Source organism: Streptomyces niveus (assembly GCF_001723055.1).
Classification (GTDB): Bacteria; Actinomycetota; Actinomycetes; order Streptomycetales; family Streptomycetaceae; genus Streptomyces; species Streptomyces niveus.
Genome location: NZ_MDCR01000184.1, coordinates 1 through 13,346, shown reverse-complemented (window position 1 = coordinate 13,346; position 13,346 = coordinate 1). Strand labels below are relative to the sequence as shown.

8 protein-coding genes are annotated in these 13,346 nt (G+C 70.8%); all 8 read left to right on the top strand.

Features of this window, described 5'->3' with window-relative positions; all coding sequences use genetic code 11:
* A partial coding sequence (locus BHU15_RS21660; RefSeq protein ID WP_069628720.1) for a ThuA domain-containing protein occupies positions 1-3,538 on the top strand: 3,538 nt, incomplete at its 5' end.
* A 273-nt stretch (positions 3,539-3,811) separates the two neighbouring features.
* Positions 3,812-7,489 carry a ThuA domain-containing protein gene (locus tag BHU15_RS21655; RefSeq protein WP_069628719.1) on the top strand — a complete coding sequence of 1,226 codons (3,678 nt, stop codon included), beginning with the start codon at positions 3,812-3,814 and terminating at the stop codon, positions 7,487-7,489.
* Positions 7,490-7,621: 132 nt separating this feature from the next.
* Positions 7,622-8,749, top strand: coding sequence for an inositol-3-phosphate synthase (locus tag BHU15_RS21650; protein ID WP_107422893.1), 1,128 nt, complete (start codon positions 7,622-7,624; stop codon positions 8,747-8,749).
* A gap of 2 nt (positions 8,750-8,751) precedes the next feature.
* Complete coding sequence (locus BHU15_RS21645) at positions 8,752-10,098, top strand: UbiA family prenyltransferase (protein WP_069628717.1); 1,347 nt, start codon at positions 8,752-8,754, stop codon at positions 10,096-10,098.
* A complete protein-coding gene (locus BHU15_RS21640; RefSeq protein WP_069628716.1) occupies positions 10,095-10,940 on the top strand; it encodes a sugar phosphate isomerase/epimerase family protein in 846 nt (281 codons plus the stop codon). Before BHU15_RS21645 ends, BHU15_RS21640 begins: the two co-directional genes overlap by 4 nt.
* Positions 10,937-11,533: an EboA domain-containing protein gene (locus BHU15_RS21635; RefSeq protein ID WP_069628715.1), complete on the top strand. Its 597-nt coding sequence runs from the start codon at positions 10,937-10,939 to the stop codon at positions 11,531-11,533. The genes BHU15_RS21640 and BHU15_RS21635 overlap by 4 nt, the downstream gene beginning before the upstream one ends.
* The gene (locus tag BHU15_RS21630; RefSeq protein ID WP_069628714.1) at positions 11,533-12,381 is read left to right on the top strand and encodes a TatD family hydrolase; all 849 of its coding nucleotides are present in this window, start codon (positions 11,533-11,535) and stop codon (positions 12,379-12,381) included. The genes BHU15_RS21635 and BHU15_RS21630 overlap by 1 nt, the downstream gene beginning before the upstream one ends.
* Positions 12,382-12,384: 3 nt before the next feature.
* On the top strand, positions 12,385-13,346 hold a 962-nt coding region (gene eboE / locus BHU15_RS21625; RefSeq protein ID WP_069628713.1), incomplete at its 3' end, for a metabolite traffic protein EboE.

Genomic DNA, 13,346 nt, shown 5'->3' with positions numbered 1-13,346 from the left:
AGGTGTGCAGTACCTGGCGGTGCTGCCCGACCGCCAGGTACTGCACACCTCGCGCGACGGCACACTGCGCATCACCGACGAGGGCGGCACCACCAAGGTGTCCGGCACCCTCGATGTCTACAGCCACGACGAGGAAGGACTGCAAGGAGTCGGGGTCGACCCCGGCTTCGCCCAGAACCGGGCGATCTACCTCTACTACGCGCCCAAGCTCGACACCCCCGCCGGCGACGCGCCCGAGACGGGCACCGCCGCCGACTTCGCCCCCTTCGACGGGGTCAACCGGCTCTCGCGCTTCACGCTGAACGAGGACGGCACCCTCGACAAGGCCAGCGAGAAGAAGGTCCTCGACGTCCCCGCCTCCCGTGGCACCTGCTGCCATGTCGGCGGTGACATCGCCTTCGACGCGGACGGCAACCTGTATCTGTCGACCGGCGACGACACCAACCCCTTCGCCTCGGACGGCTACACGCCGATCGACGACCGGCCGGACCGCAACCCGGCCTTCGACGCCCGCCGTTCGTCCGGCAACACCAACGACCTGCGCGGCAAGGTGCTGCGCATCAAGGTCGCGGACGACGGCTCGTACACCGTCCCCGAGGGCAATCTCTTCGCCCCGGGCACCGAGAAGACGAAGCCCGAGATCTACGCCATGGGCTTCCGCAACCCGTTCCGGATCTCCGTCGACAAGGAGACGGGCATCGTCTACGTCGGCGACTACGGTCCCGACGCGGGCGCGGCCGACCCGGACCGCGGACCGGCCGGACAGGTCGAGTTCGCCCGCGTCACCGAGGCGGGCAACTTCGGCTGGCCGTACTGCACCGGCGACAACGAGCCCTTCAAGGACTACGACTTCGCCACCGGCGAATCGGGCGCGGCCTTCGACTGCGCGGCGCCGAAGAACGACTCGCCGCACAACACGGGGCTGACCGACCTGCCGCCGTCCCAGGCCGCCTGGATCCCGTACGACGGGAACAGCGTCCCGGAGTTCGGCGACGGCTCCGAGTCCCCGATGGGCGGTCCCGTCTACAACTACGACGCGGACCTCGACTCGCCCGTCAAGTTCCCCGAGGAGTACGACGGGAACTTCTTCGCCGGCGAGTTCGGCCGCAAGTGGATCAAGCGCATCGACCAGGGCGCCGACGGCACGGTCAACTCGATCAACGACTTCCCGTGGACCGGCACCCAGGTCATGGACCAGGAGTTCGGCCCCGACGGCGCGCTCTACGTCCTGGACTACGGCACCGGCTACTTCGGCGGGGACGAGAACTCGGCGCTCTACCGCATCGAGAACGCCACCGAGGGCTACGCCCCGGTCGCCGTCGCCAAGGCGGACAAGACGTCGGGCACCGGACCGCTGGAGGTGGCCTTCTCGTCGGAGGGCACCACCGACGCCGACGGTGAGGAGCTGACGTACGCCTGGGACTTCGGCGACGGCGGGACGTCGACCGACCCGAACCCGACCCACACCTTCGAGGAGAACGGCACCTACTCGGCGACCGTCACCGCGAAGGACCCGGGCGGGCTCACCGGCACCGCGTCCGTACAGGTCGTCGTCGGCAACACCGCGCCCGTCGTGAAGCTGGAGCTGCCCGCACCGGGCACGCTGTTCAACTTCGGCGACGAGCTGCCGTTCAAGGTCACCGTGACCGACCCGGAGGACGGGGAGGACATCGACTGCTCCAAGGTCACCGTCCGCTACATCCTCGGCCACGACAGCCACGGCCACCCGATCACCTCGAAGACCGGCTGCGAGGGCACCATCACGGCGCCCGCCGACGCCGAACACGATCCCAACGCCAACATCTTCGGAGTGATCGACGCCGAGTACACCGACGGCGGGGGCGGCGGCCAGGCCGCGCTCACCGGTCACGGCCAGTCCGAGATCCAGCCGAGGCACCGTCAGGCGGAACACGCCAACGACCAGTCCGGCACCACCGTGACCGACCGCGACGGCGCCAAGGGCGGCAAGACCGTCGGCGGCATATCGAACGGCGACTGGATCTCCTTCGAGCCGTATCTGCTGGCGGGAGCCGCCAAGCTCACCGCACGGGTCTCGTCCGACGGCGCCGGCGGCACCCTGGAGGTACGGTCCGGCGCGGCCGACGGCAAGGTGCTCGGCTCCGCCGAGGTGCCCGACACCGGCGGCTGGACGACGTTCGAGGACGTCGAGGTGGCACTGACCGGCGCACCGGCGGAGACGACCGACCTCGTCCTGACGTTCAAGGGCGGCGAGGGCGACCTCTTCGAGGTGGACGACTTCGAGATCACCGGGGAGTCACCCGTCGAGGCGGGCGAGCGTGTCCTGGTCTTCTCCAAGACCGCGGGCTTCCGGCACGACTCCATCGAGGCCGGTACAGCGGCCCTGAAGGAGCTGGGGGAGTCCACCGGCATCACGGTCGAGTCCACGGAGGACGCGGGCGCGTTCACCGCCGGGAATCTGGCGGAGTACGACGCGGTGGCGTTCCTCTCCACCACCGGCGACGTCCTGAACGCCGAGCAGCAGACGGCGTTCGAGGAGTACGTGGCCGGCGGAGGCGGCTATCTGGGCATCCACGCCGCCGCCGACACCGAGTACGAGTGGGAGTTCTACGGCGGCCTGGTGGGCGCGTACTTCGACTCCCACCCGGCGATCCAGCCCGCCACGGTGAAGGTCGAGGACCACGAGCACCCGGCCACGGCCCATCTGGAGGACACCTGGGACCGTACGGACGAGTGGTACAACTACCGCACCAACCCCCGTGACCAGGCCCGCGTCCTCGCCTCGCTGGACGAGTCGAGCTACGAGGGCGGCAACATGGACGGCGACCACCCGATCGCCTGGTGCCAGACGTACGAGGGCGGCCGGTCCTTCTACACCGGCGGCGGCCACACCAAGGAGTCGTACGCCGAACCGGCGTTCCGCGACCATCTGCTCGGCGGACTGAAGTACGCCACCGGGCAGGTCGACGCCGACTGCACCCCGGCCGGCGGCCCGGACCCCGACCCCGACCCCGGATACACGCCCATCTTCGACGGCAAGACGCTGGACGGCTGGAAGCAGGCCGGACCGGGCCAGTTCGCGGTCGTCGACGGTGAGCTGCGCTCCGAGGGCGGCATGGGCCTGCTCTGGTACGAGGCGAAGGAACTGTCCTCGTACTCGCTCAAGCTCGACTGGAAGATGGCGGGCGACGACAACTCGGGTGTGTTCGTGGGCTTCCCGGCCTCCGACGACGTCAACTCGGCCGTGAACAACGGCTACGAGGTCCAGATCGACGCCACCGACGCCGACGACCGCACCACGGGATCGGTGTACGGCTTCCAGGCCGCCGACATCGAGGCCAGGGACAAGGCGCTCAAGCCGCCGGGCGAGTGGAACAGCTACGAACTGAAGGTCGACGGGGAACGTCTCCAGGTGTTCCTCAACGGGGTGGAGATCAACGACTTCACCAACACCGACCCGGTCCGCAGCCTCAAGGACGGCCACATCGGTCTCCAGAACCATGGCGCCGACGACCAAGTCTCCTTCCGGAACATCGAGTTGAAGGAGGGCCCCACGTAGCGGGAACGGTCAGGTGACAAGGACGAGCCCGGCGGTGGCCAGCAACCACCGCCGGGCCGTCCGGTCTGCCATTTCTCCCTTTGTCCTCAACTGGGAAAAAGTTGAACCCAATTGCTGCGCAAGGTCTTTCCGGCGCGGACCAACCGGGCTAACGTCCAGCGAGATGTAGGGGACACGTTGCTGAAACAGGACGTATCCCAGCACGTCGGGAGTGGCGCTTCGGCGTGCCCCGGCACCCGCACGTACGAACAGCCCCACCCCTGGAGGACTTTCGTGCCCAGAAGACGTCATAGATCCAGATCCCTCCTCGCACTCGTCGCCGGCGCGCTGATAGCCGGCACCATCTCCGCCGTCCCCGCCGCCGCGCACCCGGACGATCCGCACCCGACGGACGACATGTTCCAGCAGGTCGCCCTCGCCAAGGGCGCCGACGAGGTGGGCGAGCCCATGTCGCTCGCCGTCCTGCCGGACCGGCAGGTCCTGCACACCTCGCGCGACGGCACGCTCCGCATCACCGACGCCGCAGGCGACACCAAGGTCGCGGGCAAGCTCGACGTGTACACCCACGACGAGGAAGGCCTTCAAGGCGTCGGGATCGACCCCGACTTCGCCGAGAACCGGGCGATCTACCTCTACTACTCCCCGGTGCTCGACACCCCCGCCGGAGACGCGCCCGAGACGGGCACGGCTGCCGACTTCGCCCCCTTCGACGGGTACAACCGGCTCTCGCGCTTCACGCTGAAGGAGGACGGCACCCTCGACAAGGCCAGCGAGAAGAAGGTCCTCGACATCGAGACCAACCGCGGCCTGTGCTGCCACGTCGGCGGCGACATCGCCTTCGACGCGGACGGCAACCTCTACCTGTCGACGGGTGACGACACCAACCCCTTCGCCTCCGACGGCTACACGCCGATCGACGAACGCCCCAACCGCAACCCGGCCTTCGACGCCCGGCGCACCTCCGGCAACACCAACGACCTGCGGGGCAAGGTCCTGCGGATCAAGGTCGCCGACGACGGCTCGTACACCATCCCCGAGGGCAACCTCTTCGCCCCCGGCACGGCCAAGACGCGCCCCGAGATCTACGGCATGGGTTTCCGCAACCCTTTCCGGATCAACGTCGACCAGAAGACCGGCATCGTCTACGTCGGTGAGTACGGCCCCGACGCGGGCGCCGCGTCCGAGACACGCGGCCCGGCCGGCCAGGTCGAGTTCGCCCGTATGACGGAGGCCGGCAACTTCGGCTGGCCGTACTGCACCGGCGACAACGACGCCTACCGCGACTACGACTTCGCGACCGGCACCTCCGGCCCGGCCTTCGACTGCGCCGCGCCGAAGAACACCTCGCCGCACAACACCGGCCTCACCGACCTGCCGCCGTCCCAGGCCGCCTGGATCCCCTACAACGGGAACAGCGTCCCGGAGTTCGGCGACGGCTCCGAGTCCCCGATGGGCGGCCCGGTCTACAACTTCGACCCGGACCTGGACTCCCCGGCGAAGTTCCCCGAGGAGTACGACGGCGACTTCTTCGCCGGCGAGTTCGGGCGCGAGTGGATCAAGCGCATCGAGAAGGACGCGGACGGCACCGTCACCAGCATCCACGACTTCCCGTGGACCGGCACCCAGGTGATGGACATGGAGTTCGGCCCCGACGGCGCGCTCTACGTGCTCGACTACGGCCGCGCCTGGTTCGGCGGCGACGAGAACTCGGCCGTCTACCGGATCGAGAACATCGCCAACGGCCGGGCCCCGGTGGCCAAGGCCACCTCCAGCAAGACGTCCGGCAAGGCGCCGCTGCGGGCGAACTTCTCCTCCGCGGGCACCGCCGACCCCGACGGTGACGAGATCACCTACGCCTGGGACTTCGGCGACGGTGGCAAGTCCACCGAGCCCAACCCGAGCTACGTGTACAAGAAGAACGGCACCTACACCGCGACGCTGACCGCCACGGACCCCGACGGGAACACCGGCAACTCCTCCGTCCGGGTCGTGGTCGGCAACACCGCGCCCAAGGTGACGCTCACCGTGCCCGCCGACGGAGCCCTGTTCAAGTTCGGCGACAAGCTGCCCTTCAAGGTCACGGTCACCGACCCCGAAGACGGCCCGATCGACTGCTCCAAGGTCACCGTCAACTACATCCTCGGCCACGACAGCCACGGCCACCCGATCACCTCGGCCAAGGGCTGTGAAGGCACCATCACCGCCCCGGCGGACGGCGAGCACGACCCCAACGCCGACATCTTCGGTGTCATCGACGCCGAGTACACCGACGGCGGAGGCGGCGGCCAGGCCGCGCTCACCACGCACGACCAGGTGCAGCTCCAGCCCCGCCACCGGCAGGCCGAGCACTTCAGCAACCAGTCGGGCATCAAGACGTACGACAAGGCGTCGGCCAACGGCGGCAAGACCGTCGGCGACATCGACAACAACGACTGGATCTCCTTCAAGCCGTACAACCTGACAGGGTCCAAGACCCTCACCGCCCGGGTGTCCTCCGGCGGTTCGGGCGGATTCCTCGAAGTGCGTACGGGCTCCGCCACCGGCACGCTCCTCGGCTCCGCGCCGATCCCGGTGACCGGCAGCTGGGACACCTTCCAGGACATCGACGTACCGCTGCGCTCGGTGCCCAAGGCCACCACGGAACTGTTCCTCGTCTTCAAGGGCGGTCAGGGCGCGCTCTACGACCTCGACGACTTCGAGATCAGCGAGCAGGCCGCCGGCAAGACGGAGAAGCGGGTCCTCGTCTTCTCCAAGACCGCCGGATTCCGCCACGACGCCATCCCGGAGGGGATCGCGGCGCTGAAGGAACTGGGCAAGAGCAGCAACATCACCATCGACGCCACCGAGACCGCGGCGCAGTTCACCACCAACAACCTCGCCCGGTACGACGCGGTGGTCTTCCTCTCCACCACCGGTGACGTTCTCAACCCCGAGCAGCAGAAGGCCTTCGAGTACTACATCTCCACCGGCGGCGCCTACATGGGCGTGCACGCCGCGTCGGACACCGAGTACGACTGGCCCTACTACGGCAAGCTCGTCGGTGCCTACTTCTCCGGTCACCCGCAGATCCAGCAGGCCACCGTACGGGTCGAGGACCACGAGCACCCGTCGACCGGTCACCTGGACGACGAGTGGCAGCGCACGGACGAGTGGTACAACTACCGCGACAACCCGCGCTCGAACGTGAAGGTCCTCGCCACCCTGGACGAGACGACCTACCAGGGCGGCACCATGAAGGGCGACCACCCGATCGCCTGGTGCCAGACCTACGAGGGCGGCCGGTCCTTCTACACCGGCGGCGGCCACACCAAGGCCTCGTACGCCGAACCGGCCTTCCGTGAGCACCTGCTGGGCGGTCTGCGCTACGCGGCCGGCCAGGTGAAGGCCAACTGCAAGCCCAACACCGGCTACCGGGACATCTTCAACGGCAAGACCCTGGACGGCTGGAAGCAGGCGGGACCGGGCAAGTTCAACGTCGGTGGCGGCGAGCTGCACACCGAGGGCGGCATGGGCATGCTCTGGTACCAGGCCAAGGAACTGGGCTCGTACTCGCTGAAGATGGACTGGAAGATGGACGGGGACGACAACTCCGGTGTCTTCATCGGCTTCCCGGCCTCCGACGACCCGTGGTCGGCCGTCAACAACGGCTACGAGATCCAGATCGACGCCACGGACGCGGCGGATCGCACCACCGGCGCGATCTACGGGTTCAAATCGGCCAACATCAAGGCCAGGGACCAGGTTCTGCGGCCCCCGGGCCAGTGGAACAGTTACGAGATCAAGGTCCAGGGTGAGCGCGTCCAGGTCATCCTCAACGGAGTCAAGATCAACGACTTCACCAACACGGATCCGGTCCGCAGCCTGAAGGACGGGTACATCGGCCTTCAGAACCACGGTGCCGACGACCAGGTCGCGTTCCGCGACATCCAACTGAAGGAACTGGCCTCCTAGCACCGGCTGGGAGCGCCACCCGGCCTCCTGGGCACCCACCAGGAGGCCGGCCGTCAGCCGGCGGCGGGCGGGGAGGCGCCGTACCCCCCGCCCGCCGTCAACCAACACACCCACCCGGCAGGGAGGCAGCCCGTGACCACCAACGATTCGACTGCAGGACGTACCGGAGTCTGGTTCGTCGGAGCACGAGGCTCCGTCGCGACGACAGCCGTAGCGGGATGCGCGGCGGTCGTCGCCGGGCTCCACCCCGCGACCGGCATGGTCGCCGAGACCGCGCCCTTCGCCGGGTCGGGCCTGCCGGCCCTGTCCACACTGGTCTTCGGCGGCCACGACACCGCGAGCTGCCCCCTGCCGAAGCGGGCCGAGGCGCTCACCGCGGCCGGTGTCCTGCCGCACGGCCTGCCCAACACGATCGCCGCGGAACTCGAAGCGGCCGACGCGGAGATCCGCCTCGGCGGGCCGATGCCCGGCGACACCCGCGACGACGACGAACTGATCGCCGCGTTCGCCGACGACATCACCGCGTTCGTACGGCGCACCGGTGTCGCGCGCGCCGTCGTCGTCAACGTCTCGTCCACCGAGCCCGAGCCCGCCGCGGACGACCCGCGGCTGCCGGCCAGCTCGCTCTACGCGGCAGCCGCGCTCAAGGCCGGCTGCGGCTACGTGAACTTCACCCCGTCGACCGGCCTGCGCAGCGAGGCCCTCGCGGACGCCGTCGAGGCGAGCGGACTTCCCCACGCGGGCCGCGACGGCAAGACAGGCCAGACGCTGCTCCGTTCCGTACTCGCCCCGATGTTCGTCCAACGCGCCCTCGACGTACGGGCCTGGTCGGGCACCAACCTGCTGGGCGGCGGGGACGGAGCGGCGCTGGCCGACCCGGCGGCGGCAGCCGCGAAGAACGCGGGCAAGGAACGGGTCCTCGCCGACACGCTCGGGATCGCGCCCGAGGGCGAGGTGCACATCGACGACGTGCCCGCGCTCGGCGAGTGGAAGACGGCGTGGGACCACATCGCGTTCGACGGGTTCCTCGGCTCCCGCATGATCCTGCAGACCATCTGGCAGGGCTGCGACTCGGCGCTCGCGGCGCCGCTCGTCCTGGACCTGGCCCGGCTGGTCGCCCGCGCCCACGAGGCGGGACTCTCCGGCCCGCTGCCCGAGCTGGGCTTCTACTTCAAGGACCCGGACGGCGGCCCCGCCGCGCTGGCGGAACAGTTCGACGCGCTCCTCTCCTTCGCCGAGCGCCTGAAGGAGAGCAAGTGAGGTTGCGCGCCTGGGCCGAACTCCTGCGGGTGTCCGCGCTGTTCACCGTCCCGGGCGACGCCCTGGCGGGCGCGGCCTCCGCCGGGGTCCGCCCCAACCGCGGCACGGCGCTCGCCGTCGGCGCGTCCCTGTGCCTGTACGAGGCGGGCATGGCGCTCAACGACTGGGCGGACCGCGACGAGGACGCGCGTGAACGCCCCCACCGCCCGATCCCCTCGGGTCGCGTCACCCCGAACGCGGCCCTGACGGCGGCGGGCGCCCTCACGGCCACGGGCCTCTTCCTCGCTTCCCGCGCGGGCCGCCCGACGCTGGCCCTGTCCACGGCCCTGGCGGCGACGGTCTGGGCGTACGACCTCCGTCTGAAGCACACCGCGGCGGGCCCGGTGGCGATGGGCGCGGCGCGGGCGCTGGACGTCCTGATGGGAGCAACGGCAACGCTCTCGACATCGCGGCGCACCGGGGCGGCGCCGCCGGCCGGGTCCGCCGCCGGTCGGAGCCGTACACCGTCGGTTCTCGTCCCACGCGACGCTCCGGCGCCGTCCGAACCTCGGGGAGTGCCGGCCCGGTTGTCGTCCTGGGCCGGCGGCCCGACGGAGCCGTCCGCTTCCCGCCGCGCCGCCCCGCCGACCCGCACCCGCCTCGCGGAACTGCTGCCATCGGCGTGGGCAGGCGGCTCCGCCCCGGCGGCCGGACAGGGGCGTACGCCCACGCCGTTGGAGACACTGGCGAGCAAGCTCGCCGCGTCGGCTCCCCGACCGGTGGTGGAGGCCGCCGCGTCGGCGGCCCGCTTCCCCGTGCCGTCCGCCGGGCCGGACCTGTGGGCGCTCGTGCCTCGGGGCCGTACCGCGGTGGCCTGGGCCGGCGGTCCGGCCGAGCCGCTCGCCTCCCGGCGCGCCGGGCCCCCCGGGCTGCCGGCGTGGCCGGCCCGGGCCGGTGTGCCAGGTGGTGCGCTCCTGGCCGCCGGGCTCCTCGGCGCGCACACCCTCGCCGTCACCACCGTCTCCCGCCGGGAGGTGTACGGCGGGTCCGTCGGGGCGCCCGTCGCCGCGCTCGCCGTCACCGGGGTGCTCGCGGGGGTCGTCGGGCGGCCCCGGGACCCCGGCGTCGGCGCCGTCGTCGCCGGTGGGCTCGCCGCCGTGTACGCCGGCACCGCCGGGCGCGCCTTCCTGCACGCCGCGCTCAATCCGTCACCGCAGCTCACGCAGCGCGCCGTCGGCGGTGGCATCCGGGCCATGATCCCGTTCCAGGCCGCCCTCGCCGCGCGCGGCGGCGCCCCGGGCATCGGGCTCGCCGTCATGGGGCTCGTACCGCTGGCCAGGAAGCTCGCGAAGAGGGTGAGTGTGACATGACCATCCGCTACGGATACGGCACCAACGGGCTCACCGACCTGCGTCTGGACGACGCGCTCGGGCTGCTCGCCGACCTCGGGTACGACGGGGTCGGGCTGACCCTCGACCATATGCATCTCGACCCGATGGCCCCCGAACTCGCCGCCCGCACCCGCAAGGTGGCCGCCCGGCTCACCGAACTCGGACTCGGCGTCACCGTCGAGACCGGCGCCCGCTACGTGCTCGACCCGCGCCGCAAGCACGGGCCCACCCTGCTCGACCCCGACCCCGAGGGCCGCGCCGCCCGCACCGGGCTGCTCGTCACCGCCGTGCGGGTCGCCGCCGACCTCGGCGCGCACGCCGTGCACTGCTTCAGCGGCATCACCCCCGACGGCACCGACCCGGACACCGCCTGGAAGCGCCTGGAGGAGTCGATCACCCCGGTCCTCGACGCCGCCCAGGCCGCCGGTGTCCCCGTCGCCATCGAGCCCGAACCCGGCCATCTCCTCGCCGACATCGCCGGCTTCCACCACCTCAGGACGCTCCTCGGCGACCCCGAACCCCTCGGCCTGACCCTGGACATCGGTCACTGCCAGTGCCTGGAACCGGCGTCGCCCGCCGACTGTGTACGGGACGCCGGCCCCTGGCTGCGCCACGTACAGATCGAGGACATGCGCCGCGGCGTGCACGAGCATCTGCCGTTCGGGGACGGCGAGATCGACTTCCCGCCCGTACTCGCCGCGCTCGACGCCACCGGCTACCAGGGCCTGACCGTCGTGGAGTTGCCCAGGCACTCGCACGCCGGGCCCGACATGGCCCGCACCTCCCTGGACTTCCTGCGCTCGATGGGAGCACCGGCATGAACCGCGAGGCGCTCGACGCACGGCTCGACCCCAAGGCCGTCGCCTGGCTGGACCAGGCACTGGCCGAAGCGGGGGAGGCGGGGAAGGCACAGGACAACGTTGCCGTCCCCAAGTGGGAGCTGCGGTTCGCCGCCGCCGGCCGCCACTGCGGACAGGACAACGCGGACGACGTCCGCACCCTCCTTCTCCAGCACGCCGCCGCCGACGTCGCCACCCTCACCCGCCTCTACCACCAGGGCGCCGCCGCCGAGCGCCGCGCCGTACTCCTCGCCCTGCCGCACCGCGTACCCGGACCCGAGGCCCTGCCCCTGATCGAGGACGCCCTGCGCACCAATGACACCAGGCTCGTCGAGGCGGCCGTCGGCCCGTACGCCGCCGACCATCTCGACCCGCACGCCTGGCGGCACGCCGTACTGAAGTGTCTCTTCACCGGCGTGCCCGTCGCCGCCGTCGCCGGCGCGGAACACCGCGCCCACGGCGACGCCGAACTCGCCCGCATGCTCACCGACTTCGCGTCGGAGCGCACCGCGGCGGGCCGGTCGGTCCCCCCAGACCTGCACCGAGTACTGAACATGACCGGCGAGGAGTCCTGATGCGTATCTTCGACCCCCACATCCACATGACCTCCCGCACCACGGACGACTACCAGGCCATGTACGCCTCCGGAGTCCGTGCGCTCGTCGAGCCGTCCTTCTGGCTCGGCCAGCCCCGCACCTCACCCGCGAGTTTCTACGACTACTTCGACGCACTCCTCGGCTGGGAGCCGTTCCGCGCCGCGCAGTACGGCATCGCGCACCACTGCACGCTCGCCCTCAACCCCAAGGAGGCGAACGACCCGCGCTGCACGCCCGTCCTGGAGGAGCTGCCCCGCTATCTCGTCAAGGACGGCGTCGTCGCCGTCGGCGAGATCGGCTACGACTCCATGACGCCCGCCGAGGACGTCGCGCTCGCCGCCCAGCTCCAGCTCGCCGCCGAGTACGCGCTGCCCGCGATGGTCCACACCCCGCACCGCGACAAGCTGACCGGGCTGCGCCGCACCATCGACGTCGTACGTGAGTCGAACCTCGACCCGGAGCACGTCCTGCTCGACCACCTCAACGAGACGACCGTCAAGGACGCGGCGGAATCGGGAAGTTGGCTGGGCTTCTCCATCTACCCCGACACCAAGATGGACGAGGACCGGATGGTCTCCGTGCTGCGCGACCACGGCACCGACCGCGTCCTGGTCAACTCCGCCGCCGACTGGGGCAAGAGCGACCCGCTCAAGACCCGGAAGGTCGCCGACGCCATGCTCGCCGCCGGCTTCTCCGAGGACGACGTCGACAAGGTGCTCTGGCGCAACCCCGTCGAGTTCTACGGCCTCAGCGGCAGACTCCAGCTCGACGTCCCCGCGCCACAAGCCCTGCACGAGGGGAACTCCATCCTTCGCGGCGGTGAGTGAGCCATGCGCTTCCGCCACCCCGACGGCTCCACCGTCCACCTCTCGTACTGCACCAACGTCCACCCCGCCGAGACGCTCGAAGGCGTCCTCGCCCAACTGCGCGACCACTGCGAACCGGTCCGTAAACGCCTCGGCCGCGACCGGCTCGGCATCGGCCTGTGGCTGGCCAAGGGAGCCGCCCGCTCCCTGATCAACGACCCCGTCCAACTACGCGGTCTGAAGGGCGAGTTGGAGCGGCGCGGCCTGGAGGTCGTCACCCTCAACGGCTTCCCGTACGAGGGCTTCGGCGCCGAGGAGGTCAAGTACCGCGTCTACAAACCGGACTGGGCCGACCCCGAACGCCTGGCCCACACCACCGACCTCGCCCGCCTCCTGGCCTCGCTGCTGCCCGACGACGTCACCGAGGGCTCCGTCTCGACGCTGCCGCTCGCCTGGCGCACCGCGTTCGACGACGCCTCGGCCCGCACCGCCCACGCGGCCCTCACGACCCTCGCCGAACGGCTCGACGCGCTGGAGGAGCTGACCGGAAAGTCCATCCGGATCGCGCTGGAGCCCGAGCCCGGCTGCACCGTCGAGACCACGGCCGACGCGATCGGACCGCTCACCGACGTCGCCAGCGCCCGCATCGGCATCTGCGTCGACACCTGCCATCTCGCCACCTCCTTCGAGGACCCGGCGACCGCGCTGGGAGCCCTCGCCGAGGCCCGCGTCACCATCCCCAAGGCCCAGCTCTCCGCCGCGCTGCACGCCGAGCACCCCCATCTGCCCGAGGTACGCGAGGCGTTGGCCGCCTTCGCCGAGCCGCGCTTCCTGCACCAGACCCGCACCCGTACGGCGGCCGGTCTGCGCGGCACCGACGACCTCGAAGAAGCCCTGGCCGGTGAGGCGCTGCCCGACGGCGCCCCCTGGCGCTCGCACTTCCACGTACCGCTGCACGCGCCCCCCGCCCCACCCCTGACCTCGAC

Coding starts and splice junctions, on each gene's coding strand:
- BHU15_RS21640 (WP_069628716.1), top strand. CDS start 10,095: ATGACCATCCGCTACGGATACGGCACCAACGGGCTCACCGACCTGCGT.
- BHU15_RS21635 (WP_069628715.1), top strand. CDS start 10,937: ATGAACCGCGAGGCGCTCGACGCACGGCTCGACCCCAAGGCCGTCGCC.
- BHU15_RS21630 (WP_069628714.1), top strand. CDS start 11,533: ATGCGTATCTTCGACCCCCACATCCACATGACCTCCCGCACCACGGAC.